General features: G+C 46.8%; 18 protein-coding genes and 1 riboswitch. Of the genes, 11 read left to right on the top strand and 7 right to left on the bottom strand.

Annotation, left to right across the window (positions count from 1 at the left end; all coding sequences use genetic code 11):
• Positions 1-11: 11 nt before the first annotated feature.
• The 4 genes from V6B33_RS07020 to V6B33_RS07005 form a co-directional block, all read right to left on the bottom strand.
• On the bottom strand, positions 12-533 hold the full coding sequence (locus V6B33_RS07020) for a DinB family protein (RefSeq protein ID WP_334217021.1): 522 nt from the start codon (positions 531-533) through the stop codon (positions 12-14).
• Positions 534-656: 123 nt separating this feature from the next.
• Positions 657-791, bottom strand: coding sequence for a hypothetical protein (locus V6B33_RS07015; RefSeq protein ID WP_334217020.1), 135 nt, complete (start codon positions 789-791; stop codon positions 657-659).
• A gap of 142 nt (positions 792-933) precedes the next feature.
• Positions 934-2,478, bottom strand: a complete 1,545-nt coding sequence (locus V6B33_RS07010) for an FAD-dependent oxidoreductase (protein ID WP_334217019.1) — start codon at positions 2,476-2,478, stop codon at positions 934-936.
• A gap of 185 nt (positions 2,479-2,663) precedes the next feature.
• Complete coding sequence (locus V6B33_RS07005) at positions 2,664-3,527, bottom strand: bifunctional 5,10-methylenetetrahydrofolate dehydrogenase/5,10-methenyltetrahydrofolate cyclohydrolase (RefSeq protein ID WP_334217079.1); 864 nt, start codon at positions 3,525-3,527, stop codon at positions 2,664-2,666.
• Positions 3,528-3,567: 40 nt separating this feature from the next.
• Positions 3,568-3,666, bottom strand: a riboswitch (ZMP/ZTP riboswitch).
• A gap of 196 nt (positions 3,667-3,862) precedes the next feature.
• Here V6B33_RS07005 and V6B33_RS07000 point away from each other — a divergent pair.
• The 11 genes from V6B33_RS07000 (at position 3,863) to V6B33_RS06950 (ending at position 13,301) form a co-directional block, all read left to right on the top strand.
• Positions 3,863-4,597, top strand: a complete 735-nt coding sequence (locus V6B33_RS07000; RefSeq protein ID WP_334217018.1) for an SDR family NAD(P)-dependent oxidoreductase — start codon at positions 3,863-3,865, stop codon at positions 4,595-4,597.
• A complete protein-coding gene (locus tag V6B33_RS06995; RefSeq protein ID WP_334217017.1) occupies positions 4,590-5,606 on the top strand; it encodes an S-adenosylmethionine:tRNA ribosyltransferase-isomerase in 1,017 nt (338 codons plus the stop codon). The genes V6B33_RS07000 and V6B33_RS06995 overlap by 8 nt, the downstream gene beginning before the upstream one ends.
• A gap of 21 nt (positions 5,607-5,627) precedes the next feature.
• Positions 5,628-5,984 carry a VOC family protein gene (locus tag V6B33_RS06990; protein WP_334217016.1) on the top strand — a complete coding sequence of 119 codons (357 nt, stop codon included), beginning with the start codon at positions 5,628-5,630 and terminating at the stop codon, positions 5,982-5,984.
• A gap of 459 nt (positions 5,985-6,443) precedes the next feature.
• On the top strand, positions 6,444-7,088 hold the full coding sequence (locus V6B33_RS06985) for a YczE/YyaS/YitT family protein (protein ID WP_334217015.1): 645 nt from the start codon (positions 6,444-6,446) through the stop codon (positions 7,086-7,088).
• 148 nt (positions 7,089-7,236) lie between these two features.
• Positions 7,237-7,374, top strand: coding sequence for a hypothetical protein (locus tag V6B33_RS06980; protein ID WP_334217014.1), 138 nt, complete (start codon positions 7,237-7,239; stop codon positions 7,372-7,374).
• On the top strand, positions 7,371-8,054 hold the full coding sequence (locus V6B33_RS06975) for a DNA alkylation repair protein (RefSeq protein WP_334217013.1): 684 nt from the start codon (positions 7,371-7,373) through the stop codon (positions 8,052-8,054). The genes V6B33_RS06980 and V6B33_RS06975 overlap by 4 nt, the downstream gene beginning before the upstream one ends.
• 206 nt (positions 8,055-8,260) lie before the next feature.
• Complete coding sequence (locus V6B33_RS06970) at positions 8,261-8,686, top strand: AhpC/TSA family protein (protein ID WP_334217012.1); 426 nt, start codon at positions 8,261-8,263, stop codon at positions 8,684-8,686.
• A gap of 218 nt (positions 8,687-8,904) precedes the next feature.
• A complete protein-coding gene (locus tag V6B33_RS06965) occupies positions 8,905-9,252 on the top strand; it encodes a VOC family protein (protein WP_334217011.1) in 348 nt (115 codons plus the stop codon).
• A gap of 325 nt (positions 9,253-9,577) precedes the next feature.
• Positions 9,578-10,768 (top strand): glycine C-acetyltransferase, encoded by a 1,191-nt coding sequence (locus tag V6B33_RS06960; protein ID WP_334217010.1) that lies wholly within the window; start codon positions 9,578-9,580, stop codon positions 10,766-10,768.
• A gap of 87 nt (positions 10,769-10,855) precedes the next feature.
• Entirely contained in the window at positions 10,856-11,797 is a 942-nt protein-coding gene (locus tag V6B33_RS06955; protein ID WP_334217009.1) for an L-threonine 3-dehydrogenase, read from the top strand.
• 232 nt (positions 11,798-12,029) lie between these two features.
• Positions 12,030-13,301 (top strand): ATP-binding protein, encoded by a 1,272-nt coding sequence (locus V6B33_RS06950; protein WP_334217008.1) that lies wholly within the window; start codon positions 12,030-12,032, stop codon positions 13,299-13,301.
• A 311-nt stretch (positions 13,302-13,612) separates the two neighbouring features.
• Here the strand turns inward: V6B33_RS06950 and V6B33_RS06945 are convergent, their stop codons facing one another.
• The 3 genes from V6B33_RS06945 to V6B33_RS06935 form a co-directional block, all read right to left on the bottom strand.
• On the bottom strand, positions 13,613-14,977 hold the full coding sequence (locus V6B33_RS06945; RefSeq protein WP_334217007.1) for a YjiH family protein: 1,365 nt from the start codon (positions 14,975-14,977) through the stop codon (positions 13,613-13,615).
• A gap of 247 nt (positions 14,978-15,224) precedes the next feature.
• Positions 15,225-16,538, bottom strand: coding sequence for a short-chain fatty acid transporter (locus tag V6B33_RS06940; protein WP_334217006.1), 1,314 nt, complete (start codon positions 16,536-16,538; stop codon positions 15,225-15,227).
• A 245-nt stretch (positions 16,539-16,783) separates the two neighbouring features.
• Positions 16,784-18,304, bottom strand: a complete 1,521-nt coding sequence (locus tag V6B33_RS06935) for a BCCT family transporter (RefSeq protein ID WP_334217005.1) — start codon at positions 18,302-18,304, stop codon at positions 16,784-16,786.
• Positions 18,305-18,372: the final 68 nt, after the last annotated feature.

Raw genomic sequence — 18,372 nt, 5'->3', positions numbered from 1 at the left:
ACGTTTTTCATTCAGTTCACTTTTGCCTCTGCTTTTTCAAACAGATTTTCGACTCCCTGCACCCGTTTAATGGTCGTGATGTTCCCTTGGTGCAAGCCTTCATGCCAGTTCGCGAAGGCAAATACATCCGCCAATGTGGTCAAGGTCACGGACCCGAGATTGAACGGCTTTTCCCCCTGTTCGTCGAGGCGGCCGCTGAACACCCCTTTCAATCGCTTCGGCTGGTCTTTAAGAAGATGACGGAGTTCGGACAGCGATGGAGGCGTCAGGCTGCTTTCCTTCCATGTATCCGGACTCGTATGGAAGCCGAATAGCGTGTCGAATTCTTTCGGGATCCCTTTCTTATCTTGTTCCCCTAAAAAAGAGTAAAGCAGATTTTCGTGTGATAACAGGATATGTCCGAGGTTCCAGCGGATCGAGTTCCGGAAACCGTCCGGCATCTCATCTGCCTGCTCCTCCGTCGTCGCATCCAAAAAAGCTAATGTCCGCATGCGGATGAAGTCCAATTGTTGAAACCATACGTTCTCGTTCATCGTCATTTCCTCCCCATAGTTCGTTCACAGTCTACTATTCGGGATGAGGGATGTAGAATCCTTTCAACGACAATAATAAAAGTGTCCCTGAATAAGATTCAAGGACACTTGCGATGGTTTTTATCAGTCTTGAGGACGGTTCTTCTGCGGTTTGGCACGTCCTGTTGTGAACTCCACCATTTCAGAGCTTGTGCGATTTCCTCTTTTAGCATTGGTATTTGCCTGTGCATTGCGGTTTCCCTGCTTTGTGCGGCCCATACGGTTCCCTCCTAAAAAGTACTCTTGCCTTTTTAGTGTGGGGAATTTCTCAAGAAAATATACTTTCATTACATCGTCAGCCATCGTCAAAAATTGACATATTTCGTTTTGATCCAGTATATTTCCCGGGCTATATTCGACGTTATTTGAGTTGATCTTCCATTCTGCTAAGGGGTTTTTTAGCCGGTCCTTCCACAACGGTTCCATCCACAGCGAACCTTGATCCGTGACAAGGGCAATCCCAGGTGTGGTCGCCGTGGTTCCACGAACATTCACAGCCCATATGCGTACAGGTGGTGTCCACCACGTAAAGCTCACCTTCATCGTTTCTGTATCCGCCGCAGCGTCTGCCGTTCACCAATACAATGGCTCCTTCGCCATTCTGGATATCATCTGCCTTCTTGGTCGGGATATCGAGCTTTCCTTTTACCAGTTGTGCAGCAACATTGGCATTTTCTTTGGCAAATTTCCTGATGCTCGGATCGGCCTTGAAACGGGACGGAGTAAAGAGGTCGCTGTAGAGATTATGGTTCCCCATGACATGGTCGGAAAGGATCTGTCCAGCGAGTGTCCCGAGCGTCATCCCCCATTTGCGGAACCCGGTTGCGACGAGGATGGCCGGGTGCTTCTTGGTTATAGGTCCGATATAGGGGACCTTGTCCAATGTAATCAGGTCTTGTGCAGACCATCGGTATTTCACTTCCCCGATGCCGAATACCTCATTTCCGAATGTCTCAAGCGCCTGGTAATGCTCTAATGTATCTTTCCCTTGTCCTGTCTTATGGTTATCGCCGCCGATGAGCACAAGTTGTTCCCCGTCGGTGTCTTCGGTATAGCGGAGAGAACGGGTCGGTTCCTCTGCGCTGAGATACATGCCTCCCGGGTACTTTTTATCCGTTTTCACTGCCAGCACATACGAGCGGTCGGGCTTGAGCCTTGCGAAATACCCGCCCATCCCGTCATAGAAAGGGAAGTGGGTGGCAATCACTACATATTCACTGTCCAAGTGATAGCCGTCTTCAGTTACGACCTGCGTGCTTTCGCCTTCGTTGATGGTCTTGGCCATCGTTTGTTCGTAAATTTGTCCGCCATTTTCCACAATCTTGTCAATGAGTGCTTTGAAATACTTTAACGGATGGAACTGTGCCTGATTTTTCATGACGACCGCATTTTTTACAGGAAGATCGATCGGCAGCTTTTCAACCAGCTCACTGCTTATTCCGAGCTTCTGATAGGCGTTGTATTCTTTTTCGATCTGATTCTTGTACTGATCGGTTGTTGAATAAATATACGCATCTTGTTTTGTGTAGTTGCACTCGACATTTTCCGTCTGAAGTGTCTGTTCCATGAAAGCCAGTGCCTTCATATTCCCCTCATAGTATTTCCGAGTGAATTCTTCTCCGAAGTGATTGATCAGCTCATCATAAATCAATCCGTGCTGCGCGGTGATTTTGGCTGTGGTATGCCCGGTGGTCCCGTTGACGAGGCGTCCTGCATCGATCAAGGCGACCTTTTTCCCTCCTTGGGCCAGCAAATAAGCGGTGGTGAGACCGGCGATGCCTCCGCCAACGACGGTTACATCAGGGCTGATGTTTTGTGCGAGCTTAGGAAATTCAGGCAGTTGAACGGATTCACGCCAGAATGGTTCCGGCTCCCGGTTGAACGAATTGTTGTTAAGAGTATCCATATGGATCTGCTCCTTTCTTTTACGTCTCTACAATTTTTCCCCATTGTCAGAAGAATAAGCAGGGATTTGGAAAAAGAAAAACAAAAAGGCTCTTTCTGTTTGAATGATGGATAGTATTGGATAAGGAAAAACAGCCAAAAAAAAAAGAGATCAACTCCAGAGAGTCAATCTCTTATCCAAATTGATTATGAAGATTTTTTAAGATGATCTGCTGATTTTTCAGCTGAGTCCACAGTTTGTTTCAGCAGCATCGAGATGGTTACTGGACCGACTCCGCCAGGGACCGGGGTGATTGCGCCGGCTTTTTCATAACAGGATTCATAATCGATGTCTCCCACGTTTCCTTTGTTGTACCCGGCATCAAGTATGATGGCGCCTTCCTTCACCCAGTCTCCCTGAATGAAGCGAGGCTTTCCTACTGCAGCTACGACAATATCAGCCTGTGAAATGATTTCCGGCAGATTCTCTGTATAGGAATGACAAGTCGTGACGGTTGCGTTGCGGTTCAACAGCATCATCGAAACCGGTTTGCCGAGGATCGGACTTCTGCCGATAACGACGGCATGCTTTCCTTCAATCGGTACATCGTAGAAATCAATGATATTCATGATCGCAGCAGGTGTACACGATGGATAGTCGCCGAAACCAAAGGATGTTTGACCGAAGCCGAGACTCGTTACACCATCGACGTCCTTATCGATGCTAATGGCTTCAAACGCGGCACGTTCATCGATGTGCTTCGGAACAGGGTGCTGAAGCAGGATGCCGTGTACATCCTCATCCTCGTTCAGTTCGTTCAGGACACTAAGCAATTCACTGGTCGTCGTTTCTTTCGGAAGATGGATACGGCGGGATTCCATGCCGATTTTTTTGCATGCATTGCCTTTCATCTTCACGTACGTTTCCGAAGAAGAATCATCTCCGACAAGGACGGTGGCAAGACATGGTGTTATGCCGCTTTCCTTCAAGGCTGACACTCTTAACCGCAGGCTTTCCTTCACTTCTGCTGCAACTCGTTTTCCGTCTAAAATCAATGGTTCCACTGCAATCCCTCCTGTGAATAGTAAAAAAAGACAAGGGCATGCCCTTGCCTTTTGCCCAGGCGATCGGCTAAATGGCTTATGTTCAAAATAAAGTCGCAGCTCCCCTGTGGTTATTTCCACATTTTCGCCAGTCACTGCTCATATATAAATTCATATTCATTATAACACGAATATAAATAAAATTACCAGACAAAATGTTCGTGTTTATAAAGAATCTCCATCAAAGGTCTGAAAAGAATACCGGCCCAATTTTCTACAGAGAAGCTTCCCTAACAGCCGATTTGCAGCGTTAACCGTTTTCATAAACTAGAAGCAGTAAAACATTTTGAGGAGGAATTAATATGTTAAACAATAAAGTGATCATGATTACAGGTGCATCGAAGGGGCTGGGAAAGGAACTGGCATTACAATTTGCGAGGGAAGGCGCGAAGCTTGCGATTACGGCAAGAAACCCAGGTCCACTAAGCATAGTTGAAAAAGAGATTCGCGCTCTTGGTGCCGAGGTTGTGGCGACAGCGGGCGATATGTCGGTACCGGGTGATGTGGACCGTTTCGTTTCAGTGTCGGAGGAGGCGTTCGGCAGAATAGATGTGCTGATCAACAATGCGTCCATCTTCGGACCGGGTCCAAGGCTTTTGTCAGATTACCCGGAAGATGATTTTCTTGAGGTATTGAGAGTGAATGCATTCAACCCATTCATCGTCACGAAACGGGTTCTCCCGGGAATGATGATGAAAAACGCAGGGTCCATCATCAACCTAACTTCCGAAGCGGGAAAAACCGGATTTGCCGAATGGGGAGCCTACGGCATTTCGAAATTCGCAGTCGAAGGTTTGACCGGGACGTGGTCAGATGAACTCGATGGCTGCGGGGTTCGTATAAATATGGTCGATCCGGGTGAAATGGACACCGGCATGCATGACAAGGCGGTCCCTGACTGTGATTACCCTTTAGCCAAGCCGCATGAACATATGGATGTATTCCTGTATCTTGCTTCGGATGCTGCGCAAAATGTATCAGGAAAACGATTCGAAGCGCAGGAATTCAATTGGAAACAGGGTGAAGAAAATGAATGATACGGCCTTTGACATCCCGCCACACTTGAACGCCGCGGCGCCGGTCGAATTCACCGGGAAAAGCAGGGATGAAGTAAAAATGATGGTGCTGAACAGGAGAACGGGTGGATGCCTCCACACCCGCTTTCAACAACTGCCGGACCATTTGTCGAAAGGGGACCTCCTGGTAGTCAACAACAGCAGGACGATCCCTGCATCTCTTCAAGGGAAACAGGGAGACCGGGTGTTTGAAGTGAGGCTCTCCCGGAAAGTGAGCAGTAATGAGTGGGATGCGTTGATACCAGGCTCCATCTACGACACTGCACTGCCGATTTCCTTTGGTGACGGGGTGAGCGCCGCCATGGTGGGCAAAGGGAGCGAACAGCCCCTGGTCCGCTTGGCGTTCACTATTGAAAGTGCGGCATTTTACGATTTCTTATACCGGAAAGGGCAGCCGATCCGCTATGAATACATCGATGTACCGTGGCCGCTCGATCAATACCAGACTGTATACGGATCCGTCCCGGGATCGGTGGAAATGGCGTCTGCCGGCAGGGCTTTCACGTGGAAACTGATCTCACAGCTCCGCGGCGCCGGCATAGAGGTCGTTCCTCTTCAACTACATGCCGGACTCAGCTATTACGGGGATGACCGCTGGCCGTCTCCGAAACACCACCCGGAAGAATACCACCTTCCCCACGGGACGGCTGAAGCCATCAGGAAGGCGAAAACGGAAGGAAACCGGGTGATCGCAGTAGGGACGACCGTTGTCCGTGCCCTTGAAACCGTAGCTGCTGAACATGCCGGGAACCTGGTGGCAGCGAAAGGTGTGACAGATTTGTACATCACAAAAGAAAGCTGCCTTCGCGTCGCCGATGGTCTGCTCACCGGGCTGCATGAACCGCAGGCAAGCCACCTCGACCTGTTAAAGGCGTTCGTTTCGGATGAGCATTTATTCGGGGCATACCAAAACGCTTTGGCAAAAGGATATATGTGGCATGAGTTCGGGGATATGAATTTGATTTTGTGAGTGAGGAAATGGGGTGAAATCATGGGGATGCATCACATCGGAATCAACGTCAGCAGCCTGGAAGACTCAAAGGAGTTTTACCATAATCATTTTGGATTTGAGGAAGAGTTCTCGACTGCCATGGGAAGTGAGCATATTCTCTTTTTGACACAGGGGGAAAACCGGCTGGAATTGATTCATGAAACCGGCACAGAGCCTTCCCCTTCCCCGCATGTCCACTTTGCATGGGAAGTGAGGGACATAGAAGCAGAAATAAAGCGCCTCTCCCATCAAGGATTGAAACCCACAGAAGGGCCGATCCAGCTTCCCAACGGTTGGAAAGCTGTTTTTTACAGAGGGCCCGATGGTGAGTTGATCGAGTTGATCGCAATTAAATAAGGATTTTGAAGAGTCTGAGAATCTTCCTTTTTTCAAAACTGAGAGAGTGGGTTAATAATCGGTTCCAGCGGTTGATTGGAGTGCAAGACAAATACTCCTGCGGGAGAAAGTGACTAAAGTTAGACTTGTCCAGCTCCGGGGCTTAGAGGCACATGTCATAAGGCAAATCGACCAAGAAGGCAAAGGACGCCTCCGTGACCAATTCGCCTTATGCCACCCGCCTCTGAGCAAAGCCCCTCCGCTATTCTGCCCACAGGGAGGTACGACCGAGGAGGCTCACGGGTCACCCGTGGAAAGCGAAGTCTTGCACGGAAATTAAAAGCGGCTTTCAATAGTGCTTCTCCCTTAATGGTACATACCTCACCAACCCGATAGGTTTTATGAAATTTTTTTGTTTTCCCATCTGTGTTACAGTTATCCGGGCATTAAGGAATTTATACAGATTGGGAAGGGATTTTCATGAAAAGGGAATTCATCATTCGCTGGGCTTTTTTCTTCATTGGCCTGCTTGTCCTGGCCTTGGGGATTACGCTGACGATTAAAGGAAAAGATCTTGGAATCGGTCCATGGGACGTGTTTCATTACGGGTTGTTTAAACAGCTCGGCCTCACGATCGGGACATGGTCGATCGTCGCCGGATTCTTAATCCTGTTGATTACAGGCATCGGTACAAAATCATTTCCGAAAATCGGTGCGTTTTTAAATATGATTTTAATTGGTATTTTCATAGATTTATTTAATTTCCTGATTCCGGATCCGGAGTCGCTTGCGGCACAGTCGATTGTGTTTGCGGTCGGAATTATTGTACTTGGCTACGGGATCGGGCTGTATGTTTCCGCTGATTTAGGAGCGGGTCCCCGGGACAGCCTCATGCTGCTGGTCGTTGAAAAAACAGGCTGGAAAGTGCAGTGGGTCAGGAATGGTATGGAAATGGTTGTTTTCTTCTTCGGATGGCTGCTCGGCGGCCCGGTCGGCATCGGGACGGTCATCATCGCCCTCGGACTGGGTTCAATCGTCGGTATCTCCCTGCCGCAAAGCAGAAAACTGCTCGACCACGTCATTGCAAAACAATGGACAAAACGAGACAATCCCCTGGCCAGTTGAGGGGGTTGTTTTTTGTATGATGAACGAACAACATAAATTCCCCCGCGTAACAAGGGATTTCAGCAACGCAGCGAGAAATAGATAGAGAGAATGTATGACAGGAGCGGATGAAGATAGAAATCACTTATTTTAGTTGGGAGAGGCTTTCATGAAAGAGCTTGTAGGAAATTGCGATCGTTGCGAGAAGCCGCTTTACTGCCTGGATGGTTTCTTCAATGGGGTAAAAACGCACAGCGGAAAGAGTCTGTGTTTCGACTGCAATGAAGAGGAGGAGAAGGAAGCATGAGTCATGAGTATGCGGATCGATTGGTTTCGGTATTGAGAGAGAATCGGAATGAGGAAAACCGGGAAGCGATGGAGAACTATATGCGCAATCAATTTGCGTTCTTTGGCATCAAGACACCGGAAAGAACGGCGCTGCTGAGGGATTTTCTGAAGAAAAACGGCAACCCGCCGGTGGAAGACATGCCAGCCATTGTCCGATCGCTCTGGAGTGAGCCTCAGCGTGAGTGCCGATATGCTGCACTGAGCCTTCTGGATAAGCAGGCAAAGTATCTTTCAAGGGAACATCTGCCGCTTTTGGAAGAGATGATTCTGTCTGAATCATGGTGGGATACGATCGATCATATCGCCCCGCATCTCGCAGGCAGGATCCATGACAAAGAGGGTGCGGATGACTATCTTGAGAAATGGATCAGAGCAGAGAACTTCTGGTTGAACCGGACTGCCATCCTTCATCAACTGAGATACAAGGAGAAGACAGATGAAAACCGGTTATTCCTCTACATCCTCATGCACAATGAATCCAAAGAATTTTTCATCCGGAAAGCGATCGGCTGGGCGCTCAGGGAATATTCGAAAACCAATCCAGAAGCTGTAAAAGAGTTCATCGAACGTGAAGATCTTTCTACATTAAGCAAGCGTGAAGGCTTGAAACACATCAACAGGTTGGAAAATGTGAAATGAAGAGAGTTTCGAAAGCCCTATGTTTTGAATGAATCAACCCTCATTATGTATGATAGAAAGAAGAAAGAGGAGGTCATTCTATGGATTTTATGCTGCAGCGTCCCGACGCACAGGAAGAAGTGAACATTCAAAGTCTTCTTGAGGATAAGAAATCCGCCGTCATTTTCGTCCGCCACCTTGGCTGACCGATCTGCCGGAATTACCTCATGCAGTTGCGTGAGCGCGTTGAAGAATTTGATAGACGAGATATTCAACTGGTTGTGATTGCACCGTCTAAAGGAAGCTTTGTTTCTCAATTCCTTGAAGCCTTCGGTCCGTTTCCATTTACGATTTACGGCGACCCGTCGCGTGAAGGCTACAAACAGGCCGGCACGATCACAGTGCCCAAATTGAAACTTCTCAGCAAAGTACTCTTCGGGGTTATTACCCGCAAAGTGAGAAACATCTTTCCTGATGAACAGGGGCAGAAGAAATTTGTCCAGAAATCGATGAAAACCCAGGATGTCTTTATCCAGGGGGCCACACTTCTCTATAATGAAAAAGGGAAAGTCGTCTGGAAGCATGTGGATCAGTTGCCAGAAGATCATGCAAGCATTGATGATTTGTTGAATAAAATTGATTTGAATTTATAAAAAATAGCTTTTGAAGGTAAACCGAAACAATCAGAAAAAGATGAAGGCTTTCATGAATAAAAGCAGTTCCATTTTGGAGTACAAAAGTCATCGTGTACCCTTAATTGAACTGCATTTTTTGTTCTAAAGAGATGAGAAACAGGAACTTAACAATACATCTCGAATATCTAATGTAACCGAATAGCTGAAAAATTAATAACAGACAGGAGTTGGATACGATGATAAAAGGTTTCGGAGGGATATTTTGGAGAACGAAGGATATTGAAAGTATAAAAAAATGGTACAGTGAAGTGTTGATGCTTAATATAGAAAATTGGAATGGGACTGTGATAAAACCCCAATCCGGTAATGAGACTATCTTTTCTTTCTTTACCGAGAATGATGAGTATTTTCCAACAGAACAACAAGTGATGCTGAATTTCCAGGTGCATAATTTAAACGAGACTATTAAGCATCTAGAACAAATTGGTGTACCTCTCGCAAAAAAACAAGAGGCTGGTGAATTTGGAAAGTTTATTTGGATTGAAGATCCTGAAGGCCGATTGATCGAGCTTTGGGAGAAATGATGTGTTGTCATTCATTTGCAATTGAAGTTGCAGTCTGCCCGTGAAAAGAGGATTCTTCCACGGAAATCAATCGCGGCATTCAACAGCCATACTTTAACCATGAAAAAGACTGCAGTTCACCAAAAAACTGCAGTTTTTTTCATTTATCGGGAACACTAGAAAAGGTAGATTGAATATGTGAATTTTTTTGTCCATCATGAAAAAACATGTTAAACTATAATGTAGATTGAAAACAAGGTAATATCTAGGAAAAGTCGATATAAACTGTGTTTTTGGAGTGGACAATTGTGTGTAAAGCGCTTACATAAATAAGGAGGAATTTCCTATGACAAGTAAAACTCTCGATTCTTTTTTACAAGAAAACCTGGAAGATTTAAAATCACGGGGAATGTACAATGAAATCGATCCGTTGGAAAGTGCGAACGGACCTGTCATCACAATTAGAGGAAAGAAGCTTGTGAACCTTTCTTCGAATAACTATTTAGGGCTGGCGACAGATGAGCGCCTGAAAAAAGTGGCGATTGAAGCGATCAAAGAATACGGTGTCGGCTCGGGCGCCGTGCGTACGATCAACGGGACACTCGATCTGCATGTGAAACTTGAAGAAAAGCTTGCCAAATTCAAGGGGACGGAAGCAGCGATTGCTTATCAATCGGGCTTCAATTGTAATATGGCGGCGATTTCAGCGGTCATGGATAAGAACGATGCGATTCTTTCAGACGAACTGAATCACGCGTCCATCATTGACGGCTGCCGTCTTTCAAAAGCCAAGATCCTCCGTTTCAACCATTCAGATATGGAGGATCTTCGCACGAAGGCGGAAGAAGCGAAGAAATCCGGTCAATACAATAAAATCATGATCATCACGGACGGCGTATTCTCCATGGACGGAGATGTTTGTAAACTCCCTGAAATCGTGGAAATCGCGGAAGAATTCGATATCATGACTTACGTAGATGACGCCCATGGATCCGGTGTACTTGGAAAAGGCGCAGGAACCGTGAAGCACTTCGGATTGCAGGATAAAGTCGATTTCCAAATGGGTACCCTCTCAAAAGCAATCGGTGTAGTCGGCGGATATGTGGCAGGTACACAGAACCTGATCGACTGGTTGAAAGTGCGCTCCCGCCCATTCCTGTTCTCAACCTCTTTGACTCCGGCGGATGTGACTGCATGTACAGAAGCGCTGGATCTTCTGATGAACAGCACGGAATTGCAGGATAAGATGTGGGAAAACAGCGCATATCTGAAAGAAGAGCTTAAGAAACTGGGCTTCGACATCGGGGACAGCGAAACTCCGATCACACCGGTCATCATCGGGGAAGAGCAAGCGACACAGGACTTCAGTAAACGCCTATATGAAGAGGGTGTCTACGCAAAATCAATCGTCTTCCCGACTGTACCAAAGGGAACGGGCCGTGTGAGAAACATGCCATCTGCGGCTCATACGAAAGAGATGCTTGACCAGGCTGTTGCCGCATATGAGAAAGTCGGCAAAGAAATGGGTATTATCTAAACCAGACATTGGAATATACGGTACCATGCCGGATGAACGGGTCCTTCGATCACCCGGCTGTGTGCTTTCTTAGCAGGAGGAAATGGAATGAAAAAGATTTTACTAACAGGAGCATTGGGTCAAATCGGTTCTGAACTGACGGCAAAGCTTAGAAGTGTATATGGCCCGGATAATGTCATAGCAACGGATATCCGTGAAACGGACAGCCATGTGGTACACAACGGCCCATTTGAGAAACTGGATGTAACGGATGCAGAGAAAATGTTTGATATTGCGAAAAGTAATAATGTCGATACCATCATTCACTTAGCCGCTCTACTATCGGCAACCGCAGAAAAGAAGCCGATGCTTGCCTGGAACCTGAATATGGGCGGATTGGTGAATGCTCTTGAAACGGCGAGAGAACTGGACTGCCAGTTCTTTACACCAAGCTCGATCGGAGCGTTTGGTCCAAGTACACCGAAAGATTCAACACCGCAGGATACGATCATGCGTCCGACCACGATGTACGGCGTCAATAAAGTATCAGGTGAATTATTATCCGATTACTACTTCCACAAGTTCGGCGTAGATACAAGAGGACTGCGCTTCCCCGGCTTAATTTCCTATGAAACGCTTCCGGGCGGAGGGACGACGGATTATGCGGTTGAGATTTATTACGAAGCTATTAAGAACAATGCGTACACTTCCTACATCGGCGAGGGTACCCATATGGATATGATGTATATGCCGGATGCACTTCAGGCGATCATCGACCTGATGGAAGCTGATCCTTCAAAGCTTCAGCACCGCAACTCATTCAACGTCTCTGCCATGAGCATCGCACCTGAAGAGGTCGCAGCAGCCATTCGCGTCCACCAGCCTGACTTCAAGCTCGACTATGATGTTGACCCTGTCCGCCAGGCCATAGCCGAAAGCTGGCCGGATGCGATTGACTCAAGCGCTGCCAAAGCCGAGTGGGGCTTCAAAACAAACTTCGATCTCGCCAAAATGACAGCCGACATGCTCGATAAACTAAAAAAGAACTAATCATTCAAAGATCGATCTTCATCAGCTGAATCGCTGAGAGGATCGATTTTTTTTAGGCTGCAAAGTGGAATGTGACGAAAAGCAGCGGCACACGGTTTAGTACTGATGAACGCAGGACTGCCTAGTGGTTTTTCACTCCAATGGTAAAGAACCAGAGAATCGGACAATTAGGATTAACAGAAAATTAGGCCGTATGGTACGATAAAAGAAAAAAGATCGCGCAGGTGGCGTCATGAAAGAGAACAAGCTGCATTTTAAACGAGAACAATTCAATCATCTGGCGGCCCTCATCAGCCTGCTATTCATCCTTCAGCTTCTGGCTGTGCTGTTTTTGGAGAAACCATGGAGTATCGCCGCTTCCATCATCATATTGACTGCCGGTATCTCCATCCTGTTAATAATGAGGAATAGATCAAAGACATTCTTTGGTGATTATCAACATCTAATAGAAGAAGAGAACCAATTATCGACACTCCTTCACGCACTGCCTGACTTCGTCTGCTTTAAAGACGGGGAGGGACGGTGGCTGAAGGTCAATCAATTCGGAAGGCAGCTGTATAACCTTGAGGACATCGACTATATTGGAAAAACCGATCGTGACTTGGGAGAATTGGTCCCGTTTTTCAAGGAGGCGTTTGACTATTGCATCGATTCCGATGAACAGTCGTGGCAATCGGAAAATGTGACGAGATGCGAAGAGAGCTTCTCCCTTCCGAGCGGCGAGTTTAAAACCTTTGATGTGATAAAAGTGCCGTTATATCACGGTGACAGAAGCCGAAAAGGACTCGTCATCATCGGAAGGGATATTTCGCAGCAGAAAATGGCTGAGGAGATGCTCTTAAGAAAAGAAAAACTTTCCGTTGTAGGAGAACTGGCAGCCGGGATTGCCCATGAAATAAGGAATCCGCTCACCAGTATCAAAGGATTTATTCAACTGCTCGAAGAAAACGAACATGTATCTGAAAGCTATCTGTCGGTTATGTCCTCCGAAATGGACCGCATCAATCAGATTGTCGGGGAACTGCTCATCCTGTCCAAGCCGCAAATGCGGGAATTCAAACCGTTTGATATGAGGGATGTCCTTGATTACACCACAAAAGTGATGGGGCACGAATCCCTCCTGAAAGGAATCACCATTCACGAACATCACCCGGACTTCCCAATAATGGTGTGCGGGGACAAAAACCAGATCATTCAAGTTCTGATCAATATCGTCAAAAACGCCATTGATGCCATGATGGAAGGAGACATCACGATAGACTGCACAACAGACGGTGATCACATGAAAATATCCGTCGTGGACCAGGGGGCGGGGATTCCTCCTGAACGCCTGAAACGCCTCGGCGAACCCTTCTTCACCCTGAAAGAAAAAGGAATGGGCCTCGGCCTCACAATCAGCCAAAAAATCCTCCAGGACCACAAAGGCAGCCTGCATATCGAATCAGAAGTCAATAGAGGTACAAAAGTAGACGTGGTGCTTCCTGGATACTCGGGTAAAGAATAAAAAATATGAAGGCTGGCGTATAAGAATGCGTCAGTCTTTTTCATCGGAGGATCTTAATAACGACTATTTTTAAAATTGTTTGTTTTATTAACCGTTCCAGCGGTTGATTGGAGTGGAAGACGCAGACTCCTGCGGGAAAAGTAGCTTATGTGAGACCCCGCAGGAGCGATCGCGACGAGGAGGCTCACGAGCTACCCGCGGAAAGCGAAGTCTTCCAGGGAAATCATTAGCGGCATTAAGAGTCAACAACAGCATTAAAGAAATTCTCACATTAAAAAACCAGGCTCCAAAACGGAACCTGGCCTCATCAATCAAAATATCATATGTGCAATCGCCACAATAATCAACAGCGTCAAGAACGTACGCTGCAAGAAGATGATCACAAGGTCCTTGAAGTCCACCGGAATCTTAGAACCAAGCAATAATCCGCCGACTTCCGACATGTAAATCAACTGTGTTACAGATAACGAAGCAATGACAAATCGAGTCAATTCACTTTCAATCCCCGAAGCAAAGATGGCAGGCAGGAACATATCCGCGAATCCTACAAGGATGGATTTCGATGCTGCCTCCGCTTCTGGAATCTGCAGAAGCTCCAATATTGGAATGAACGGAACCCCGATCCACTCAAAGAATGGCGTGTTTTCTGCGACAATGAGAGCCGTCGTCCCAATTGCCATGACGATAGGTGCAACCCCCATCCACATATCAAGAACATTCTTCATTCCATCTGCAAAGAATTTCGTCACGCTGTTGTTGCGTTTCGCCTGAGCGAGTGCGGACGTATATCCATAACCGAAACGAGTGTATCCTTCAGGAATGACCTCCATCGTGTCCTTTCCTTCTTGATCATTGTAATACGTATCAGGCTTTCTGGATAAAGGCGGGATACGCGGAAGGACAATTGCTGCAACCAGTCCGGATAAAGAAACGGCTGCGTAGAATGGAATAAAGTAACTTCCCAATCCCACTTCCGAAATGACGACCAAACAAAACGTAATGGATACAACAGAGAACGTCGTCCCGATGACGGCTGCATCCCTCTTTGTGTAATAGCCTTCTTCATATTGCTTGCTTGTAAGCAGGACTCCGATCGTCCCGTCTCCTAACCAGGAGGCAAGGCAGTCGATGGAGGAACGGCCGGGCAAGCCGAAGATCGGTCTCATCACTTTCGTCAATAAAGCCCCGAATAATTCCAATAAGCCGAAATTCAATAATAATGGCAGGAATAAGCCGGCAAACAAGAAAACGGAGAATAAGATAGTGAGAAGCCCTTCGGCACTTAACAAGAGTCCACCGGTTGCATCGGACCAGACCCATTCAGGTCCTAATTTAAACAGGGTCATGATGGCAAATACGGCTCCCATCACCCGGACGATGACCCAAACGATCGGGACATTAAAAAGACTATGGAAAAATGGCGATTTCTTAATGAATGCCGGTTGTGCGAATTTCGTGATGAACGTACCGAGAACAGTTAAGAGGATTAATCCTGTCATAATGGCAGGTACAAACGTTCCAATCTGCTCTTGAAGCCATCCTGACAGTAAGGCGATAGGAATGGTAATTCCATCTTCACCTTCCAATGGAATCGGGATGATGAATAAGATTATTCCTAATAAGGAAGGTATGATAAATCGTAAATGACTGACTAGCGGATATCGTTGCTGATTCATATTTTCACCTCTGATGTTGTTGTAATCTAAATGCAACATTATTCATTTTAATGTATACATATAAGTTTGTCTACCTGAATTTTTCACTCGTAATCAGGTAAACGCTTCCTTTTATACATTTTTTCTCTTATATATGCCAATTCAAACTATACCCAGTGTCCATTTTGGGTAAACCACTATTTTACTAGTGAAACCAATTATACAGATGGCATGCCGGCCGCTTTTAGCCGGAATAGTTCCTTCTTTTCTATAAAAATAGTAATCCGAGCGAAATGACGATCCCGCTGACGACCAGGATAAATACACAATAGCCCATGATGTCTTTCGCCTTCAATCCGGCGATCGCGAGTGCCGGCAATGCCCAGAACGGCTGTATCAGATTCGTCCAAGCGTCTCCCCAGGCGACAGCCATCGCTGTTTTTGCAACCGAGGCATCCAGTGTTTGGGCGGCATCCAGCATGATTGGTGCCTGGACAGCCCATTGTCCTCCGCCGGACGGTACAAAGAAATTAACAATTCCCGCGCTGATGAAGGCGAAGAAATAGAATGTCACATCATTCGAAATCGATACAAATGCCTCTGACATCACGACGGCAAGGCCGGAAGCGGTCATCATCCCCATGATTCCTGCATAGAAAGGGAACTGGATGACAATTCCGCTTGCCCCTTTGATCGCTTCCTGCACGGCCGCCAGGAAACGTTTCGGTGTCCCGTGGAAAATGATACCGAGGAACAGGAACAAGAAGTTTACAATATCCAAATTGAGTGCAAACCCGTTTTTCACAAAATAATAACCAAGGAAAATCACACCGAGAACACCGATGATCATGGAAAGCACCATGCTGTTTTCCATTTTTTCAGCAGGCGTGAGAGCCCCTTCTTCAACCCCTGCAGCGGTCTCATTGAATAAGGAGGGATCGATCGTGATCGTTTCATCCTTAGACGGCATCAACATCCTGGCTGTAATCGGCAGAACGACGAATAATACGGCTACGATGATGAGATTGAAGGGGGCAAAGATCGTTTCGCTTGTGGAAATGACACCGATCAAATCCTGGAACGGGTGGCCTTCCGTTGCAATCGATAACGGGATCGAGCCTGAGAAGCCCGCATGCCAGACGACGAACCCGGAATAAGCACTTGCAATAAGCAAGCGGTAATCCACGCCCTTCACCCGCTTCGCAAGCTCTTTGGCAAAGAGCGCACCGATAACCAGTCCGAATCCCCAATTGATCCAGCTGGCGATCATGGAAACGACCGTCACGATGACAATCGCGGAACCAGGCGATTTTGCGAATGAGGCAAGGAAGCCGAGGAACCGTTTGAAGATCGGGCTGCTTGCGAGGACATAACCTGTCACGAGCACCAGCACCATCTGCATGGAAAATGCGAGGAGACCCCAGAATCCTTCTCCCCAGAACTGGACCATCTGAATGCTTGTACTATCTGTAAAGATCAGCCCCAACCCGAATACAGCGAGGGTTAAGATGACCACAAACAGAAACGGATCAGGCAGGTATCTCTGCATGATCTTGTTTGATAATGAAATAAGTGCTTTCAACACATTTCCTCCCCTTTGTCTTTACTAACTATAAAACCATCCCATTCCTATTCTTCTATAATGTTATATGAAAACCCTTTCAAATTTATAAATTTTCTTATAATTTGTTGGATAGCGTTTATGAGGTGGAGGAAATGATCATCGTATTATTGAGGAAACCACCTGAATACTATCCAAGTTATAACAATTAAAAAATGCCCAGAATCTCTTTACAAGAAATTCTGGGCATTTCCATCCTGTTTGGATTATTTCTTATTTGCTTTTGGTTTTCGTGGTATTTCTTTCCTCAGGAGTCTGAAGAGGGTGAAGCACATGAGTAACAGAATGACCGTGAATGGCAGGGCGGATACAAGTGATGCCGTTTGCAGTCCTTCGAGTCCGCTGGATAGGAGAAGGACGGCAGCGATGGACGCGATCAGGACACCCCAGACGATTTTGACGAGCATCGGCGGATTCAGTCTTCCATCTGTTGTCATGCTGCTCAGGATGTATGTGGCCGAATCGGCCGACGTAATCAAGAATGTAAAGATCAAAAGGATGGACGTGACGTTCAACAACATCGTGAATGGCAATTCTGCATATGTCGTGAACAGCGCAGAAGTGACATCTTTATTCACCGCTTCTGCAATCGACGTCCCTCTAAATAAATCAAAGTGGAGCGCAGTACCGCCGAATACCGCAATCCAAAGCAGGGCAATGAACGGCGGCATAATGAGAACCCCGAAGATGAATTCACGGATCGTACGTCCTCTCGAGACCCTTGCGACAAAGGCACCGACGAAAGGGGACCAGGCAATCGCCCAGGCCCAGTAGAAAATGGTCCAGTCCTGGACCCATGTTCCTCCCTGGTATGGGGTGAGGCGAAGGCTGTACCGGATGAAATTCGTGATATAGTCTCCGATTCCAAGGGTGAACGTATTGAGAATGAAGACGGTAGGACCGGCAATAAAGACAAAGAGCATAAGAAGCAGGGCCAGTGAAAGATTCAAGTTACTCAGCCATTTGATTCCTTTGTCGAGACCCGTCGTTGAAGAAGTCAGGTAAAGAATCAACAGCACGGCTACGATCAATAGCTGTGACAGGGTACTTTCAGTCAGGCCGAACACGGTATTTAATCCGCCGTTGATCTGCAGGATCCCGAGTCCCAGTGAAGTAGCCACTCCCATGACGGTTGCAATGACTGCCAGTATATCAATGGTATTTTTGATTCCTTTCGCTCTCTTGCGGCGTCCGAACATAGGAGATAAGGATGTTGAAATCAATCCGTTTTCCCCTTTTCTGAATTGGAAATAAGCAATGATCAGCCCTACCACGGTAAAGACGGACCACTGGCTGACGCCCCAGTGGAAGAACGAATACCCCATTGCGATGCGCGCGGCTTCTTCCGTCTGGGCTTCCGTGCCGGGCAGCGGGGATTTAAAGAAATGACTCATCGGCTCAGCAATGCCCCAGAATACAAGGCCGATCCCGAATCCAGCGGAGAACAGCATTCCCACCCAGGTGAAGAACGAATATTCCGGCCGCTCATCGTCCCTGCCAAGGCGGACCTTCCCATATTTACTAATCGCCAGTACAAGCAGGAATGCGACAAAAATTAATACAGATAATAAGTAGAACCATCCGAACGCATATGTAGTGAAACCGAATGCAGCCGTTGCCCCTTTAGCAAAAACCTTCGGGAATACGGCACCAAATACAACTAGAATAGTAATGATGATGGCAGATATCCAGAAAACTTTATTTAAGGATGTCCGATTATTTTCCAAAATAAAACTCCTCCTCTAATCCATTGCAGCATATAAGCAGACTTGCCTATTCTTTTATACCCTATGGA

Source organism: Mangrovibacillus sp. Mu-81 (assembly GCF_036867415.1).
Lineage (GTDB): Bacteria > Bacillota > Bacilli > Bacillales > Bacillaceae_B > Rossellomorea.
Note: the sequence above shows the minus strand (reverse complement) of the source record. Positions and strands in the feature narration are given on the sequence as shown.